Below are 17,676 nucleotides of genomic sequence, written 5' to 3'. Positions count from 1 at the left end.
ATATAAAAAGAGGAACCGAGCACAAGGAAAGGTGGGCAAGTATGAAGCTTGACGATCTGATTATCAAAGCCTCGCAGCTGCAGAATAAAACAGCGGCTGTGGCTCATGCAGAAGACGAAGAAGTGCTTCATGCCATCAAAATGGCAATCGAACGAAAAGTCGCTCGCTTCCTGCTGGTTGGAAACAAACGCAACCTAAAGGAGCTAGTCAAACAGCATGAGATCAATGAAGACTGGATAGATATTATTCATTCAGATTCACCCGAAGAATCTGCCAAAATTGCCGTTCAGGCAGTAAGTGAAAATCATGCAGATATTCTCATGAAGGGTCATGTCCCGACAGCCGTATTGTTAAAAGCTGTCCTAAATAAAGAGTATGGGCTTCGGACAGCGAGTGTCCTTTCACATGTTGCAGCCTTCGAAGTACCGGGCTTTGACCGTTTTATCTATGTGACGGATTCTGCGATGAACATTGCGCCTGATTTAAATATGCTGAAAGAAATTACGATGAATTCCGTTCAAGTCGCACAAGCTGTCGGAAATGATATGCCCAAAGTGGCGGTATTATCAGCGGTAGAAGTCGTAAACCCAGCGATGGATTCGACACTCACAGCTGCAAGCCTTGCGCAAATGAATCGAAGAGGTCAAATTTCTGGTTGCCTGATTGATGGGCCGCTTGCTTTAGATAATGCCATCTCTCAAACGGCAGCTTCTCATAAAAATATTACGAGTGACGTGGCTGGTCATGCTGATATTTTGCTTGTGCCAACCATTGAAGCAGGCAACATTCTTTATAAATCTCTCATCTACTTTGCTCATGCAAAAGTGGGGGCTGTGGTGGCAGGAGCGAAGGCCCCGATTGCTTTAACAAGCCGGTCTGATTCAGCAGAAAGTAAGCTCTATTCAATTGCACTTGCCATCTGTACATCAAATTAAGTGAAAGTAATAGGAGGAAAAGAAAATGGAACTTTTTAAATATATGGAACGATACGATTATGAACAGCTTGTATTTTGTCAGGATGAACAGTCTGGTTTAAAAGCCATCATTGCCATTCATGATACAACACTTGGGCCAGCACTCGGCGGAACAAGAATGTGGACATATGAAAATGAAGAAGCAGCTATCGAAGATGCCTTGCGTCTTGCAAGAGGTATGACCTATAAAAATGCGGCGGCAGGGCTTAACCTTGGCGGCGGTAAAACGGTCATCATCGGTGATCCGAGAAAAGACAAGAATGAAGAAATGTTCCGTGCTTTTGGCCGTTACATTCAAGGATTAAATGGCCGTTATATCACCGCTGAAGATGTCGGTACAACGGTAGAAGATATGGATCTTATCCATGAAGAAACAGACTTTGTCACAGGAATCTCTCCTGCATTTGGTTCTTCAGGAAACCCATCTCCAGTGACTGCTTACGGTGTATATAAAGGGATGAAAGCAGCTGCAAAAGCAGCATTCGGTACAGATTCACTAGAAGGAAAAACAATTGCCGTTCAAGGTGTTGGAAACGTGGCTTACAACCTATGTAAACACCTGCATGAAGAAGGCGCACAGCTCATCGTCACTGATATCAACAAAGACTCAGTTCAGCGAGCTGTAGAAGACTTCGGTGCAAAAGCGGTAGACCCTGATGATATTTATGATCAAGAATGTGATATTTACGCACCATGTGCACTCGGTGCAACCATTAACGATGTGACGATTCCTAAATTAAAGGCAAAAGTCATTGCAGGTGCAGCGAATAACCAGCTGAGAGAAACACATCATGGAGATCTTATTCATGAAATGGGCATCGTGTATGCACCGGATTATGTCATCAATGCAGGCGGTGTGATTAACGTTGCAGATGAGCTTTATGGCTATAATGCAGATCGTGCAATGAAAAAAGTAGAAGGCATTTACCAAAACATTGAGCGAGTGATTGAAATCTCTAACCGTGATGCCATTCCAACTTATAAAGCGGCAGACCGATTGGCTGAAGAGCGAATTGAAAGAATGCGCAAATCAAGAAGCCAATTCCTGCAAAATGGTCAACATATTTTAAGTCGTCGCTAAATGGATGAATGAGTTGAAACGGAGGTTTTGTTTTTGCTGACAAAAGAATGGCGTATTCTCACGATTAATCCTGGCTCTACCTCAACAAAAATCGGTGTGTTTCATAATGAACGATCTATTTTTGAAACGACATTAAGACATACAGATGAGGAAATCAAGCAGTTTCCTCATATCATTGATCAATTTTCTTTCCGTAAAGAAACCATTTTGAAAACACTGCATGAACAGGGGATGAACATCTCAAAGTTTGATGCAGTTTGCGCACGCGGTGGTCTTCTTCGTCCGATTGAAGGTGGCACATATGAAGTAAATGAGCAAATGGTTGAAGATCTAAAAGAAGGGTATGCTGGCCAGCACGCCTCTAATCTAGGCGGAATCATTGCCCGAGAAATTGCACTTGGTCTTAACATCCCAGCTTTTATTGTGGACCCAGTAGTCGTAGATGAACTACAGCCGATTGCTCGTATTTCAGGACTGCCAACAATTGAGCGGAAAAGCATTTTTCATGCGTTAAATCAAAAAGCAGTCGCAAGAAAAACGGCTGCTTCGTTTGGAAAACGTTATGAAGATTTGAACATGATCATTACCCATATGGGCGGCGGAATTACGATTGGTGTACATCAAAAAGGAAAAGTCATTGATGTGAATAACGGTCTTCATGGCGAGGGTCCTTTCAGCCCAGAGCGGGCAGGTACTCTTCCAACAGGTGACCTTGTCAATTTATGCTTTTCTGGTGAATATTCGCAAGAGGAAATGCTCAAACGCATTATTGGTGAAGGCGGTCTTGCGGGCTATCTTGGTACGACAGATGCAGTAAAAGTAGAGCGCATGATCGAAGCAGGTGATGAGCGTGCGGCGCTTATTTATGAAGCGATGTGCTATCAAATTGCCAAAGAAATCGGTGCGGCTAGTGCGGTCTTAAAAGGAGCTGTAGACGTCATTGTGTTAACAGGCGGCCTTGCGTACAGCAAACAAATTACGTCAAGCATTAGAGGATACATTGACTGGATTTCAGATGTTGTTGTGTACCCGGGTGAAAATGAATTGCAATCCTTAGCAGAAGGGGCGCTTCGTATTTTAAAAGAAGAAGAAACACCAAAAGAATACCCAAATGATCAAAAGGCGGAGAAAGGAGTGACAAGTCATGGCAACTGAATATGACCTCGTCATTCTTGGTGGAGGCACAGGCGGCTATGTAGCAGCCATTCGTGCCTCTCAACTTGGATTGAAAACAGCAGTCGTAGAAAAATCAAAGCTCGGTGGAACATGTCTTCATAAAGGCTGTATCCCATCTAAAGCGCTTCTTAGAAGTGCAGAAGTCTATCAAACGGTCAAACGTGCCGCTGAATTTGGCGTTGAAGCAAGCGGAATTGCCTTACAATTTGCCAACGTACAAAAAAGAAAAACAGAGATTGTCGACAAATTAGCAGGCGGCGTCAAACACTTAATGAAACAAGGGAAAATTGATGTATACGAAGGAATAGGGCGTATCCTAGGCCCTTCGATCTTTTCGCCAATGCCAGGCACCATCTCGGTAGAAATGGCGAATGGCGATGAAAATGAAATGCTGATTCCAAAGCAGGTCATCATTGCGACTGGATCAAGACCGCGCGTCCTGCCTGGGCTTGAAGCGGATGGAACACACATCCTTACATCAGATGAAGCACTTGAACTGCAAGAACTTCCTCAGTCCATGCTGATTGTCGGCGGAGGCGTGATTGGGATCGAGTGGGCTTCCATGCTTAACGATTTTGGCGTAAAAGTCACAGTGATCGAATTTGCAGATCGCATTTTGCCAACAGAGGATCAAGATATTTCTAAAGAAATGGAAAAGCTTTTGACGAAGAAAGGGATTACCTTAGTGACAAATGCGAAGGTTCTGCCAGATACTGCCGAAAAGCACGAGAATCTCGTCAAGATCCAAGTGGAACAAGGTGGAGACACTCAGTCGTTTGAAGCAGAGAAACTGCTTCTTTCAGTTGGCCGAGTGCCAAACGTGGAAGGCATAGGTCTTGAAAACACGGACATTCAGACAGAAAAGCAAGGCATTGTCGTGAATGAGCATTATCAAACGAAAGAGTCGCATATTTACGCAATAGGTGATGTCATTGGCGGTCTTCAGCTGGCGCATGTCGCATCACATGAAGGCATGATTGCAGTAGAACATATGGCTGGTCAAGATCCAAAGCCGCTTGATGAAACGCTCGTGTCTAAATGTGTTTACTCTCACCCAGAAACCGCTAGTGTTGGGCTGACTGAACAGGCGGCAAAAGAGCAAGGCTACGAAGTCAAGATTGGGAAGTTTCCCTTCATGGCGATTGGAAAAGCGCTTGTATTTGGAGAGTCTGATGGATTTGTCAAAATCATTGCTGACCAAAAGACAGATGATATCTTAGGGATTCATATGATTGGTCCTCATGTAACAGATATGATATCTGAAGCTGGATTAGCCAAAGTATTAGATGCAACTCCGTGGGAAGTGGGGCAGACGATCCACCCGCACCCAACCTTGTCAGAAGCAATTGGCGAGGCAGCACTGGCTGTTGACGGAAAGGCGATCCATTTTTAATCAAGGAGGGAAACATGATGAGTAACATGCGTCATCAGGAATTAGGATTATCAGATGAACAAGCGATTGATATATATAGAACCATGCTTTTAGCAAGAAAAATTGATGAACGGATGTGGCTTTTAAACCGTTCTGGAAAAATTCCATTCGTCATCTCTTGTCAAGGACAGGAAGCGCAGCAAGTCGGTGCCGCTTTTGCCCTCAATAGGGAAGAGGATTACGTTTTACCTTATTACCGTGATATGGGGGTTGTCCTTGCATTCGGGATGACGGCGAAAGATTTAATGATGTCTGGTTTTGCGAAAAAAGACGATCCAAACTCAGGCGGGAGACAGATGCCAGGTCATTTTGGGCAAAGATCAAACCGAATTGTGACTGGATCATCACCTGTGACAACACAGGTTCCTCATGCGGTTGGCATCGCACTTGCCGGGCGTCTAGAGCAAAAGAACTTTGTTAGCTTTGTCACGTTCGGTGAAGGCTCTTCAAACCAAGGAGACTTCCACGAAGGCGCCAACTTTGCTGCGGTGCATAAGTTGCCTGTTATTTTCATGTGTGAAAACAATAAGTATGCGATTTCTGTCCCGTATGACAAACAAGTGGCATGTGAGCGTATTTCAGATCGTGCAATAGGGTACGGAATGCCTGGTGTGACGGTTGATGGAAATGATCCGCTTGAAGTGTATGCAGCGGTCAAAGAAGCGAGAGACCGTGCGGCAAGAGGCGAAGGCCCAACATTGATCGAAACCATTTCTTACCGGTTAACTGCGCATTCAAGTGATGACGATGATTCTAGCTATCGAGAAAAGGAAGAAGTGCTCGAAGCAAGAAAGAAAGATCCGCTCATTCAATATGAAACGTACTTAATCGAAGGAAATGTCATGACTTCTGAAATGAAAGAAGACATGACCAAAGAAATTATGCAAATCGTAAACGAAGCCACTGATGAAGCGGAAAACGCAGCTTATGCCGAGGCAGAAAGCGCACTTCGTTACGTGTATGCGGAGTAAGGGGGAAGAAAAATGCCTGTTATGTCATATATAGACGCTATCACATTAGCGATGAAAGAAGAAATGGAGCGAGATCCGAAAGTGTTTGTGCTCGGAGAGGATGTCGGGAAAAAAGGCGGCGTATTTAAAGCAACAGCGGGTCTTTACGAGCAATTTGGAGAAGCGCGCGTCATGGATACACCTCTTGCCGAATCAGCGATTGCAGGTGTAGGTATTGGAGCTGCTATGTATGGAATGCGTCCGATCGCGGAGATGCAATTTGCGGATTTTATTATGCCAGCCATCAACCAAATCATTTCAGAGGCTGCAAAAATTAGATATCGTTCCAATAATGATTGGAGCTGCCCAATGGTCATTCGTGCTCCTTACGGGGGCGGCGTACACGGGGCGCTTTATCATTCACAATCGGTCGAAGCCATTTTTGCCAATCAGCCAGGCTTAAAGATTGTGATGCCTTCTACACCTTATGATGTCAAAGGGTTGTTAAAAGCCGCAGTGCGTGATCCAGATCCTGTATTGTTCTTTGAACACAAACGTGCATACCGTCTCATTAAAGGAGAAGTGCCTGAAGAGGATTATACGCTCCCTATTGGAAAAGCGGATGTGAAACGAGAAGGCGATGACATTACGGTCATTACATATGGCCTTTGTGTTCATTTTGCCCTCCAAGCAGCAGAGCGCCTTGCGAAGGACGGAATTTCTGCTCATATTCTCGATTTACGTACAGTGTACCCGCTTGATCAAGAAGCGATTATTGAAGCGGCATCAAAAACAGGGAAAGTACTCTTGTTAACAGAAGATACAAAAGAAGGAAGCATCATGAGTGAAGTGGCTGCCATCATTTCAGAGCACTGCTTGTTTGATTTAGATGCGCCAATTAAACGTCTAGCAGGACCTGATATCCCTGCAATGCCTTATGCACCGACAATGGAGAAATTCTTCATGGTTAATCCGGATAAGGTAGAAGCTGAAATGAGAGAACTAGCGGCGTTTTAAGAAAGAGGAGGGTTTCAAAGTGGCAACTGAACAAATGAAAATGCCTCAGCTTGGTGAAAGTGTAACAGAAGGAACCATTAGCAAATGGCTCGTTTCACCTGGCGATCATGTGAATAAATACGATCCGATTGCGGAAGTTATGACAGATAAAGTAAATGCAGAGGTTCCGTCATCCTTTACAGGAACAATCACTAAACTAGCGGCTGCAGAGGGTGATACACTTCAAGTAGGAGAAGTGTTTTGTGAAATTGAAGTAGAAGGCAGTGCGCAGCAGAGTGCGAAAACAGAAGAGGCGCCTGCGCAAGATGAAGCACCAGAACCTGACCAAACAAATGTGGATCAGAGTCAAAAGAAACGATACTCTCCGGCAGTCCTGCGTTTAGCAGATGAGCACGGAATTGATTTAGCGGCTGTTCAAGGAACGGGAGCTGGCGGCAGAATCACAAGAAAAGATTTGCTGAAGCTTATCGAAAGTGGAGGCGCACAAGAAACGGCAGCACCTGTGAGTGATAGTACGGGTCAAACGGAGCCTGCGAAGCCGTCACAAGCAAAAGCGGCTCCTTCCATCTCTTCAATGCCTGGAGATGTTGAACTGCCGGTCACACCGATTAGACAGGCGATTGCCGCAAATATGCTAAGAAGCAAGCATGAAATTCCACATGCCTGGACGATGATGGAAGTGGATGTGACAAACCTTGTGACAAGAAGAAATCAGCTAAAAGATCAATTCAAAGCAAAAGAAGGCTTTAATTTGACGTTCTTTGCATTCTTTGTCAAAGCAGTGGCTCAGGCCTTAAAGGAATTTCCTGAAATGAACAGCATGTGGGCTGGAGATAAAATTGTTCAAAAGAAAGCGATCAACGTCTCCATTGCTGTTGCAACAGATGACGCTCTTTTTGTCCCAGTGATTAAAGATGCGGATGAGAAAACGATTAAGGGAATCGCCAAAGAAATTCATGAACTTGCTTCCAAGGTCAGACAAGGCAAACTGAAGCAAAGTGACATGGAAGGCGGCACTTTCACTGTGAACAACACAGGATCATTTGGTTCAGTTCAATCAATGGGGATCATTAACTATCCGCAAGCAGCCATTTTACAAGTAGAATCTATTGTAAAGCGCCCGATGATTGTAAATGGTATGATTGCCGCAAGAGATATGGTGAATCTTTGTCTTTCATTAGATCATAGAGTACTCGATGGTCTTGTATGCGGTAGATTCCTGCAAAGAATTAAACAAATTCTTGAAGGCATTGACGAAGAGACGTCCGTCTATTAAGCTCATTTATATGTCCCCTTCTCACAATGAGAGGGGGATTTCCATATCAATCAGAAAGGAGCGATGAGATGTCTGGATTAGATTTCTTTGCTTTTCTTACGATTGGTCTGATGTTTATAACAGCCATTGCGTTCGCTTTTCTTCGGTATATTTCCAAATCACGCAATCATCCTGAACGCTTACTGCTAATCATATCAATCGTTTCAATCATTCAAATCGCCTATTGCTTGTTGATGATAGGTGGATTTAAAGGAGTCGCCAATAGTTTATTAGGCATTTCCCTTCTTATAGGTACACTGCTAGGGTATGCACTTGAATATTTATACAGACGTTATATCAAAAAAACGCCCGCATCGAAATGATGCAGGCGCTTTTTATTCTGCTGGAACAATAAAGGTCAAATGCTGTTTTAATACTTCAAGGGAAGAAGGAGCAGTCATATATACCTCACCATCTGTATCTGCATCCATTTCCTCTTTTGTATGAATATGAATGCGGGATGCTTGAATAAGAGACAGGTCACCTTTAAAATCTTCTAGCTCTTCGCGGTTCATTGAAAAAATCTCTTTTAAAGCAGAGAAACTCGTATTTCTGCAAATTAAAATTTCGGCTTTTCCATCATCAATTGAAGCATTTGGCAGATCTATTTTATTTGTACCGATAAAGTGCCCATTCATGACAAGGACAATCACAGCTTCTTCTTCCCAGTTTTCCTCTTCGGTTTCAATGCGTACGTAGAAAGGTTCTGTCTGCTGAAGGGTTCGAAGAGCGCTCGTGAAGTAGCTGATTTTTCCGAGGACAGCTTTTTCTTTATCATTAATATTGTTTGAGGTATCTGCGATGAGACCAATCCCCCAAAAATTTAAAAGGTATCGATCATCTGCCTTGATTAAATCGACCTTTTTTTCAGTGCCATCTATCACCATTTGAGCGGCCTTTGGCATCTGCTGCGGGATGCCCAGCGTTCTAGAAAAGTCATTGCACGTCCCGCCAGGTAAGATCGCTACAGCTGGCCTTTTTTCTAAACCGCCAATTCCATTCATACATTCATGGACGGTTCCGTCTCCGCCTAGTATAATCAACAATTCAATCGACTCATCCATCTCGCGGCAGAAATGATAGGCATCATTCGGCTGTTTTGTAGGCTTAAGGATGAGTTCATCAATATGTAAAGAAAGAAGAGGCACTGTTTGACCTAGTGTTTTTTCCATGTTTTTTTGTCCAGCATTTCCGTTATAAATGAGTATCGCTTTTTTGAATTGTGCCATCACGCAGTTCTCCCTTTCATCACTTTATTATCACTTTTCCCCAATTCCACAGGTCATAAACGACGTTTGAAAAAAGTGAAGGGGGCGAAACAAGACATTTGCCCGCCGGCGTTTTCCTTGATATGATGTAGTTAAAATGGTTTGGTACGTAGAAGGAGTGGACGGTTATGAATATTGATTTTAATTTATTTATGAATGATATTGTGAAACAAGCACGAGAAGAAATTAAACAGGCAGGCTATACGGAACTGACAACAGCTGAAGAAGTTGATGAAGCGCTAACGAAAAAAGGAACGACACTTGTTATGGTGAATTCAGTGTGCGGCTGTGCAGGCGGTATTGCAAGACCAGCGGCTGGTTATTCTGTTCATTACGATAAGCGTCCAGATCAATTGCTCACAGTGTTTGCTGGACAGGACAAAGAAGCTACCGCAAGAGCACGTGAATACTTTGAAGGCTTCCCGCCATCTTCACCATCATTTGCTCTATTAAAAGACGGGAAAATCATTAAAATGGTCGAACGTCACGAAATCGAAGGACATGAACCGATGGAAGTGGTGTCAAAACTTCAAGCCGCTTTCGATGAGTATTGCGAAGAAGTGTAACATGTTACTTTTGAATGAATTATTCAAATGCAGTCCGGTCTTTTGATCGGTCTGCTTTTTTGTTTTACATGACATACGAATCAAAATAATTTTAGCAAAATACTATTGCATATCAAAAAGAAAGTGTTTAAAATACATTATAGTGAATAAATATTCAAATCTACTCATGATTTTAAATACTAGGAGGCATTATCATATGAAAAAGTGGTTATTATTACTTATGACAGCTGGTCTTGCAGCTGCATTAGCAGCATGCGGAACTTCTTCTAATAATTCAAACGCATCAGGAGACGACAAAACACTCATTATGGCGACTTCAGCAGATTATCCGCCATTTGAATCAAAAGACGGTGATAAAATTATCGGTTTTGATGTCGACCTTGCTACAGCTCTAGCGAAAAAGAACGGCTACAAGCTAGAAATTCAAGATATGGACTTTGCAAGCCTCGTGTCAGCTCTTAAAACAAATAAAGCTGATATTGTGCTTGCAGGCATGACACCTACTGAAAAGCGTAAAAAACAAGTTGATTTCTCAGATGTTTACTACAATGCTGAAAACTTGGTTGTATCAAAGAAATCTAGCGGTATGAAAACAGAGAAAGATTTAAAAGACAAAACGGTTGGTGTTCAATTAGGTTCTATCCAGCAAGATGAAGCAAATGGATTGCAAAAGAAATATAACTTAACGGTCGAAGATCGTAATAAAATCTCTGATATCATTCAAGAAATTAAGGCAGGCCGTTTTGATGCAGCCATTATTGAAGATAAAGTAGCGGCTGGCTACTTGAAAAAGGAAAAAGATTTCCAAGCGTTTGGATTGAATAGCTCAAACGAAGGTTCAGCCATTGCATTCAAAAAAAATAGCGACTTAACAGCGAAATTCAATAAATCATTAAAAGAAATGAAGGATAATGGCGAACTTGATAAACTAATTAAAAAATGGTTTGCTGATGAAAAGTAAGTCAGGAAAAGGATCAGCGTCATTCATGAAAATCAAGTAGAAAGCGCTGAAAAGTTCAACATGTGTTGAACTTTTTTCCTGTTTTATTCTTTGATTTTATCTGAAGGAAAAAAAGGAGAATATCATGATGGATTTTAAAGATGTAATACCTCAGATGCCCTTTATTTTAGAAGGTCTTAAAGTAACGCTTTCTATTGTTGTGGTATCATTGTTCCTTGGTTTTATTTTAGGAATCTTATTAACGCTCTGTAAAATTAGTGTATTTAAGCCGCTTATCTGGCTAGCAGATTTTTATACGTCAATCTTCCGAGGCACACCGCTTGTGCTTCAGCTTTTGATTATTTATTTTGGTCTTCCCCAGCTGCTCGGCTTTCAAATTGATCAATACTGGGCAGCTGTAGCCGCATTTTCACTAAACTCGGCGGCGTACGTTTCTGAGATCATTCGTGCAGGAATCAATGCCATTGATAAAGGGCAAAAAGAAGCGGCCGTTGCTTTAGGTATTCCGTATGCTAAAATGATGAAGGACTTATTGCTTCCGCAAGCATTCAAAAATATTTCACCAGCACTTGTGAACGAAACGATTACACTGACAAAAGAATCAGCGATTGTCACAGTCATTGGACTGGGCGATGTCATGAGACGAGCTTATCAAGCAGGTGCCGTCACCTATAACTATCTTGAACCGCTTATTTTTGCGGGTCTCATCTATTATGTCATCGTGCTTATTCTTACCTTCGTCGGCAAATCGGTGGAAAGGAAGTTAAAATCAAATGATTAAAATAGAGAAACTCACAAAATCTTTCGGTAAAAATGAAGTGTTGAAAGGGATTGATACCACGATTAAAGAAGGCGAAGTGGTAGCTGTCATCGGGCCGTCTGGTTCAGGAAAATCAACATTTCTTCGCTGTATTAACTTACTTGAAAAACCGACTTCTGGAGTGATTACGATTCAGGGGACGGAAATTACCAATCCAAAAACAAATGCATTAAAAGTGCGCGAAAATATTGGTATGGTGTTTCAGCATTTTCACTTATTCCCGCACAAAACAGTGCTAGAAAATATTACGTATGCGCCAATGAATGTAAAGAACCAATCGAAGGAAGACAGCATCAAGCAGGCAGAGGAGCTTTTAAAAAAGGTCGGACTTCTAGAGAAAAAAGATGATTATCCGAATCGGCTGTCAGGTGGTCAAAAGCAGCGTGTCGCCATTGCACGTGCCCTTGCGATGACACCAGATATCATGCTTTTTGACGAGCCGACGTCTGCTCTTGATCCAGAAATGGTAAAGGAAGTATTAGAGGTCATGAAAGAGCTCGCTCAATCTGGGATGACGCTGATGATCGTCACACATGAAATGGGCTTTGCAAAAGAAGTGGCAGACCGTGTGATCTTTATGGATGATGGGAAAATTGTAGAGGATGCAAATCCTGTAGAATTCTTTGAATCTCCGTCTTCACAGCGTGCTCAAGATTTCTTACAAAAAATATTATAATGAAAAAAACGAGGAGGAGACTTAACATCTCCTTCTTTTTTTGATTATAATGGGGAAAGTAAAAAAAGTTCATCATTTCACAAAAGTAGACAGAAAAGAGTGAATCACATCATGTTTAAAATCGGCTACCGAACGCTGAAAACAGCATTAGGAACAGCTCTAGCCATTTACATTGCACAAATGCTCGGTCTGCAAAACTATTCAGCTGCCGGCATTATTACGATCTTATGTATTCAGGTGACGAAAAAAAGGTCACTCCTCGCATCTGGGGCCCGCTTTGCCGCATGCAGTCTTGCCATCTTATTTTCTTATTTATTTTTTGATCTGATTGGGTATCATCCTTTCGTCATTGGACTAATGCTGCTCGTCTTTATTCCAACAACGGTCTTGCTTCGGATTAAAGAAGGGATTGTCACAAGTTCAGTGATTATCCTTCATTTGTATATGTCTGGAGGCATTACGCTTCATCTCATCTGGAATGAGCTTTTACTCATCACCATTGGTGTAGGGGTCGCACTCATTATGAACCTGTATATGCCTAGCGTTGATAAAAAGCTGAAACAATACAGTGAACAGATTGAAGCGAATTTTGCGAAAATCTTTGAAGAAATCGAGCAATATTTAATGACCGGAAAACAAGACTGGACAGGAAAAGAAATACCAGAGACGCATCAATTGATTAAAGAAGCGAAAGCTCTTGCATACCGTGATGTTGAAAACCATGTCTTAAGACATGAAAATCTGTATTATCATTATTTCAACATGAGACAAAAGCAATTTGAAATCATTGAGCGGGTGCTTCCGAAAATTACGTCCATTTCTGTTACAACGGAGCATGGGCAAATCATTGCAGAATATATTAGAGATTTACGAGAACATATTCACCCAGGGAACACGGCGCATAAGTTCTTAAGACGCCTGATTGATATGAAAGAAGAGTTTGATGCACTGCCGCTTCCGCAAACACGTGAAGAATTTGAAGCTAGAGCCGCACTCTTTCATTTTCTCGGGGAAATGGAACAATATTTGGTGCTGAAAAGTTATTTTAAAGGGATGAAAGAATAAAGACGCATGAGTTCCTCCTTCATTGGTCAATCTAATGAAAAAGGAGGAGCCTATGCGTCTTTTATTTTATACTGTGCTGACCATGTCCCTTTCACCCATCTGGCCGCTCGGGCAAAACCCGCTTCCAGGTGATCCGTATGTCATTATTAATAAACAAACGAATGAGCTTGCGTATATTGATCATGGGAAAATTCAAAAAGTCTACCCGGCTTCTACTGGCAAAACAGCTGATTTAACGCCAGAAGGTGAATTTACGATTATGATCAAAGCGAAAGATCCTTATTACAGAAGAAAAAATATTGAAGGCGGCGCAAAGAATAACCCACTCGGCCGAAGGTGGATTGGATTTGATGCGCGAGGAACCGACGGGAGAATCTATGGCATTCATGGAACAAGTGATGAGACATCGATAGGGAAATTTATTACGGCAGGCTGTGTACGTCTTCATAATCAAGATGTAGAACGGCTATTTGATCAGCTTCCAGTTGGTACAAAAGTATGGATCACGAAATCAAGCGATGCATTTGAAAAACTGGCTAAAGACAAACAGGCCATTCGTTAAAAAACGAATCACCTGCTTGTCTGCTTTTTTATCAACACTTTATAAAAAGGCTGCCGCTCCTGCTAAAAGTGAAGAAATTAACAGTAAGCTAATCATGAGCAATACCATAAATTTCATGAATTTCTGAGACATATCGCACCCCTATAATCAAATGTTTTTGCGACGAGCGCACCTTTCTTTATTCTAGCTCGTTTTTACGCAGGCGACAAGTGATGTACAAAGGAAGTGAACGGATGAATCAAATCGATCATATTGCCATTGCCGTTTTTTCTATTCAAAAAACAGCATGTATGTTCTCCAGGCTGTTTAACTGGGAATTTTCAGACATAGAAGTACTTCCGAATCAAGGGGTCAAAGTATCTTTTGCTTCCCTAGGTAATCTGCACATTGAGTTGATTGAACCGATGTCAAATCACAGCACATTACATACCTTCTTAACAAAAAGAGGAGAGGGGCTTCATCATATTGCATTAAAGTCAGGTGACATTCAGGCTGATCTCAGTCAACTTGACGAGCTCGGCATGCAGCTCATTCAAAAGGACGCACAAAATGGTGCGAACGGAAAGCGCATTGCGTTTATTTCACCAAAAGAAACGTCAGGTGTGCTATTTGAATTGTGTGCGCCATTGAAAGGAGAGAAATAGGAAGATGCATGAATCGTTCAATGACTTGTCTGAATGGCGCGAGAAAGCTTTAAGGGGTGGCGGTGAAAAACGAGCAGCGGCTCACCGAAACAAAGGAAAGCTGACTGTTCGTCAGCGGCTTCATGAACTTCTTGATGAAGGCAGCTTTATGGAAATCCAGTCATTTGCTAAAGGCTCCCGCTCAGAACATTTAGGGGATGGCGTTGTCACTGGGACGGGACTGATTCATGGGAAACAAGTAGGCGTTTATGCACAAGATGCGACCGTGTACGGGGGTTCACTAGGGGACATGCATGCGAAAAAAATAGCGGCTTTAATGGATTTGGCGGCTAAAAATCAAATGCCTGTTATCGGTCTAAAAGACTCAGGTGGTGCGAGAATTCAAGAGGGTGTGGTATCATTAGAGGGATACGGTCAGATTTTTAAACGGAATGTGCTTTACTCTGGTCAAATTCCGCAAATATCCGTTATTTTAGGCTCCTGTGCGGGAGGTGCAGTTTATTCACCTGCATTGACGGATTTTGTATTCATGACGGAGCAAACAGCTCATATGTTTTTAACTGGTCCGAAAGTGATAGAAAAAGCAACAGGAGAGACGGTCTGTCCTGACCGGCTTGGAGGTGCAGCAGTTCAGCATCAAACAAGCGGGAATGTGCACTATACAGGGAAAGATGAGAGAGACGTGTTAAAAGCAGTTCGAACGCTTTTAACGTACATACCAACGAAACGACGGCCTGTCATTCATCGTAAGGTGCAAAAGCATGATGCAAGCGATCTTGGGAACATCTTGCCAAAGGAGCCATCACGCACTTATGATGTCAAACAAGTGGTGACAGCGATCACCGACCACGGCTCATTTTTTGAAACGCAGCGTTGTTTCTCCAAAAATATCGTCACAGGTTTTGCCAGATTACAAGGGTCTTCCATTGGTCTTGTAGCCAATCAGCCTAAGGTGCTGGCAGGAAGCCTTGACCTCGATGCTGCTGATAAAGCGGCTCGGTTTATTCGATTTTGCGATGCATTTCATATTCCCATTTTAACCCTTGTGGACGTTCCTGGTTTTTTGCCAGGTGAGAAAGCTGAGCATGCAGGCATTATCCGCCACGGCGCAAAGCTTCTGTATGCGTATGCTGAGGCGACCGTTCCAAAAATCACTGTGATTTTGAGAAAGGCGTTTGGCGGCGCATACGTTGCGATGAATAGTAAGGGATTAGGTGCTGACTTTGTATATGCATGGCCAGAGGCAGAAATTGATGTCATGGGAAAATCGTTTGCAGACGAAATTGTTCATCCTGCTTTGCGTGAGGTGGACAATGAACCTAGTGTCATGAAGGCAGCACAATTAGGATTAATCGACGATATTTTAATGCCAGATGAAACGAGAGAGCGGCTCATTCGCTCATTTGACCTGCTTCGCAGTAAGGAAGAAGATAGACCGTTAAAAAAGCATGGAAACATGCCGCTATAAGAGGAGGAGCTTCATCATGATCAATGAGAAACGCTTATTAGACGAATTTTTAGAACTTGTTCAAATCGATTCAGAAACAAAACATGAAGAAAAAATTGTTGAAGTCCTAAAAGAGAAATTTACTGATTTAGGGCTTAATGTAGTTGAAGATGATTCAAAAGAGACAACCGGCCACGGAGCAGGCAATCTTATTTGCACACTTGAAGGGAATCAAGAGGCAGATACGATTTATTTTACTTCTCATATGGATACAGTTGTACCAGGTAATGGCGTTAAGCCAGTCATTGAAGACGGCTATGTCAAGACAGATGGCACAACCATTCTTGGTGCTGACGATAAAACAGGGCTTGCTGCAATGTTTGAAGCGATCCGTGTCCTAAAAGAGAAAAATGTACCGCATGGCAAGATTGAATTTGTCATTACAGCTGGTGAAGAATCAGGACTTGTAGGAGCAAAAGCGTTAGATCCGAAACTGATGACAGCAAAATATGGTTATGCCCTTGATTCAGATGGCAAGGTCGGTAACATTATCGTGGCTGCGCCAACACAGGCGAAAGTACGCGCAACCATTTACGGAAAGACAGCTCACGCAGGTGTGGCACCAGAAAAAGGCGTCTCTGCGATTACGATTGCATCAAAAGCGATCGCCAGCATGCCGCTTGGCCGTATTGATGAAGAAACAACGGCGAATATCGGCCGTTTTGAAGGTGGAACACAAACGAATATTGTCTGTGATCAAGTGGATATTCTGGCAGAGGCGCGTTCTTTAGAACCGGCAAAAATGGAAGCACAAGTAGCAAAAATGAAAGCAGCCTTTGAAAAAACCGCTAAAGAAATGGGCGGAAGTGCCGATGTACAAATTGACATCATGTATCCAGGCTTTAAATTCTCACACGGCGATCAAGTCGTTGAAGTGGCGAAAAAAGCGGCTGCGAAAATTGGCCGCCCTTCAGAACTACAGACAAGCGGGGGAGGCAGTGATGCAAACGTCATTGCTGGAAATGGCATCCCAACTGTCAACCTAGCTGTTGGATATGAAGATATTCATACGAAAAATGAGAAAATGCCGATTGAAGAATTAGTCAAGACAGCTGAAATGGTTCTCGCCATTATCGAAGAAACGACAAATCCATCGTAAAGGCAGGAGACTCTGTGAGCACGCAAAAGATCATTATTTTCCAAGTGGGACAAGAGGATTTTGGTATCAGCGTAGAGCATATACGCTCGATTGAGAAGGTCCCTTATTTACAAGAAGTATCGAACCTTCCAAAAGAGATTAAAGGACTCATGTCGTTAAGAGGAGAGGTCATTCCAGTCAGTGACACAGGTGTCATGCTGCACGGAAAACCTCTGGATGTAACCGAACAGTCTAAGGTTCTACTATTTGAATTAAACGATCAAATGATTGGCTGCCTTGTTTCTGATGCAAAAGATATCATTGATATCGAGCTAAGTGAGATCAAGCCATTTCATATGAACACAAAAGCATCTGAATATTTCTTCGGCGTCGTTGAGAGAGAGAACAAGATGATTTTACAAGTGGACCCTAATAAGTTTCTTGGGAAAATTGAGGATCTTGATCAATTGCCTGAGCGATTGAAAGAGGAATTGGCATAAACAAAGGCCCCTTATCCATGGATAAGGGGTCATTTTGCGTGCCGGAGCTCACGAATCTTTTATTTGTTGCGCTCTACAGAAGAC

General features: G+C 42.6%; 20 protein-coding genes. 18 read left to right on the top strand and 2 right to left on the bottom strand.

What is annotated here, in order from left to right:
* Nucleotides 1-41: 41 nt before the first annotated feature.
* The 8 genes from yqiS to MHI41_RS11100 all read left to right on the top strand — a co-directional run bounded on the left by yqiS (nucleotide 42) and on the right by MHI41_RS11100 (nucleotide 8,268).
* Nucleotides 42-935, top strand: a complete 894-nt coding sequence (yqiS, locus tag MHI41_RS11135) for a phosphate butyryltransferase (RefSeq protein WP_046343939.1) — start codon at nucleotides 42-44, stop codon at nucleotides 933-935.
* 25 nt (nucleotides 936-960) lie between these two features.
* Nucleotides 961-2,055, top strand: a complete 1,095-nt coding sequence (gene bcd / locus MHI41_RS11130) for a branched-chain amino acid dehydrogenase (RefSeq protein WP_007501155.1) — start codon at nucleotides 961-963, stop codon at nucleotides 2,053-2,055.
* Between the two features lie 27 nt (nucleotides 2,056-2,082).
* A complete protein-coding gene (buk, locus tag MHI41_RS11125; RefSeq protein WP_139761155.1) occupies nucleotides 2,083-3,210 on the top strand; it encodes a butyrate kinase in 1,128 nt (375 codons plus the stop codon).
* Nucleotides 3,200-4,624: a dihydrolipoyl dehydrogenase gene (gene lpdA, locus MHI41_RS11120; RefSeq protein ID WP_065460681.1), complete on the top strand. Its 1,425-nt coding sequence runs from the start codon at nucleotides 3,200-3,202 to the stop codon at nucleotides 4,622-4,624. The genes buk and lpdA overlap by 11 nt, the downstream gene beginning before the upstream one ends.
* Before the next feature lie 17 nt (nucleotides 4,625-4,641).
* Nucleotides 4,642-5,634 (top strand): thiamine pyrophosphate-dependent dehydrogenase E1 component subunit alpha, encoded by a 993-nt coding sequence (locus tag MHI41_RS11115; protein WP_039964007.1) that lies wholly within the window; start codon nucleotides 4,642-4,644, stop codon nucleotides 5,632-5,634.
* Between the two features lie 12 nt (nucleotides 5,635-5,646).
* Nucleotides 5,647-6,630: an alpha-ketoacid dehydrogenase subunit beta gene (locus MHI41_RS11110; RefSeq protein ID WP_007501148.1), complete on the top strand. Its 984-nt coding sequence runs from the start codon at nucleotides 5,647-5,649 to the stop codon at nucleotides 6,628-6,630.
* Nucleotides 6,631-6,649: 19 nt separating this feature from the next.
* Nucleotides 6,650-7,906: a dihydrolipoamide acetyltransferase family protein gene (locus MHI41_RS11105; RefSeq protein ID WP_113747199.1), complete on the top strand. Its 1,257-nt coding sequence runs from the start codon at nucleotides 6,650-6,652 to the stop codon at nucleotides 7,904-7,906.
* Nucleotides 7,907-7,974: 68 nt separating this feature from the next.
* On the top strand, nucleotides 7,975-8,268 hold the full coding sequence (locus MHI41_RS11100; RefSeq protein ID WP_008342236.1) for a YesK-like family protein: 294 nt from the start codon (nucleotides 7,975-7,977) through the stop codon (nucleotides 8,266-8,268).
* Between the two features lie 12 nt (nucleotides 8,269-8,280).
* Here MHI41_RS11100 and MHI41_RS11095 read toward each other — a convergent pair whose 3' ends face one another.
* Entirely contained in the window at nucleotides 8,281-9,174 is an 894-nt protein-coding gene (locus tag MHI41_RS11095; RefSeq protein ID WP_008342237.1) for a YegS/Rv2252/BmrU family lipid kinase, read from the bottom strand.
* A gap of 167 nt (nucleotides 9,175-9,341) precedes the next feature.
* Here MHI41_RS11095 and MHI41_RS11090 point away from each other — a divergent pair, with 167 nt between their 5' ends.
* The 6 genes from MHI41_RS11090 (at nucleotide 9,342) to MHI41_RS11065 (ending at nucleotide 13,863) form a co-directional block, all read left to right on the top strand.
* Nucleotides 9,342-9,779, top strand: coding sequence for a BrxA/BrxB family bacilliredoxin (locus MHI41_RS11090; RefSeq protein ID WP_007501138.1), 438 nt, complete (start codon nucleotides 9,342-9,344; stop codon nucleotides 9,777-9,779).
* Between the two features lie 196 nt (nucleotides 9,780-9,975).
* The gene (locus MHI41_RS11085) at nucleotides 9,976-10,740 is read left to right on the top strand and encodes a transporter substrate-binding domain-containing protein (protein ID WP_017357953.1); all 765 of its coding nucleotides are present in this window, start codon (nucleotides 9,976-9,978) and stop codon (nucleotides 10,738-10,740) included.
* 121 nt (nucleotides 10,741-10,861) lie between these two features.
* Nucleotides 10,862-11,521: an amino acid ABC transporter permease gene (locus tag MHI41_RS11080; protein ID WP_024718895.1), complete on the top strand. Its 660-nt coding sequence runs from the start codon at nucleotides 10,862-10,864 to the stop codon at nucleotides 11,519-11,521.
* Complete coding sequence (locus tag MHI41_RS11075) at nucleotides 11,514-12,236, top strand: amino acid ABC transporter ATP-binding protein (RefSeq protein ID WP_017357952.1); 723 nt, start codon at nucleotides 11,514-11,516, stop codon at nucleotides 12,234-12,236. The genes MHI41_RS11080 and MHI41_RS11075 overlap by 8 nt, the downstream gene beginning before the upstream one ends.
* 111 nt (nucleotides 12,237-12,347) lie before the next feature.
* Entirely contained in the window at nucleotides 12,348-13,301 is a 954-nt protein-coding gene (locus MHI41_RS11070) for an aromatic acid exporter family protein (protein WP_007501130.1), read from the top strand.
* Between the two features lie 52 nt (nucleotides 13,302-13,353).
* On the top strand, nucleotides 13,354-13,863 hold the full coding sequence (locus MHI41_RS11065) for a L,D-transpeptidase (RefSeq protein ID WP_025207596.1): 510 nt from the start codon (nucleotides 13,354-13,356) through the stop codon (nucleotides 13,861-13,863).
* A gap of 39 nt (nucleotides 13,864-13,902) precedes the next feature.
* Here the strand turns inward: MHI41_RS11065 and prli42 are convergent, their stop codons facing one another.
* Nucleotides 13,903-13,995, bottom strand: coding sequence for a stressosome-associated protein Prli42 (prli42, locus tag MHI41_RS11060; RefSeq protein WP_017357951.1), 93 nt, complete (start codon nucleotides 13,993-13,995; stop codon nucleotides 13,903-13,905).
* 101 nt (nucleotides 13,996-14,096) lie between these two features.
* On the opposite strand from prli42, the gene mce reads away from it, so the two are divergent.
* Genes mce through MHI41_RS11040 form a run of 4 tightly spaced genes read left to right on the top strand, consistent with a single transcriptional unit; the run spans nucleotide 14,097 to nucleotide 17,592 of the window.
* A complete protein-coding gene (mce, locus tag MHI41_RS11055) occupies nucleotides 14,097-14,507 on the top strand; it encodes a methylmalonyl-CoA epimerase (protein WP_038475269.1) in 411 nt (136 codons plus the stop codon).
* Nucleotides 14,508-14,511: 4 nt separating this feature from the next.
* Nucleotides 14,512-15,975 carry an acyl-CoA carboxylase subunit beta gene (locus MHI41_RS11050; RefSeq protein ID WP_017367565.1) on the top strand — a complete coding sequence of 488 codons (1,464 nt, stop codon included), beginning with the start codon at nucleotides 14,512-14,514 and terminating at the stop codon, nucleotides 15,973-15,975.
* 16 nt (nucleotides 15,976-15,991) lie between these two features.
* Nucleotides 15,992-17,113, top strand: coding sequence for a M20/M25/M40 family metallo-hydrolase (locus tag MHI41_RS11045; protein WP_342494196.1), 1,122 nt, complete (start codon nucleotides 15,992-15,994; stop codon nucleotides 17,111-17,113).
* Nucleotides 17,114-17,127: 14 nt separating this feature from the next.
* Nucleotides 17,128-17,592 carry a chemotaxis protein CheW gene (locus MHI41_RS11040; protein WP_008342245.1) on the top strand — a complete coding sequence of 155 codons (465 nt, stop codon included), beginning with the start codon at nucleotides 17,128-17,130 and terminating at the stop codon, nucleotides 17,590-17,592.
* Nucleotides 17,593-17,676 lie beyond the last annotated feature (84 nt).

It is taken from the genome of Bacillus sp. FSL M7-0307, assembly GCF_038627835.1.
In the GTDB taxonomy this organism is placed as follows: domain Bacteria; phylum Bacillota; class Bacilli; order Bacillales; family Bacillaceae; genus Bacillus; species Bacillus altitudinis.
Note: the sequence above shows the minus strand (reverse complement) of the source record. Positions and strands in the feature narration are given on the sequence as shown.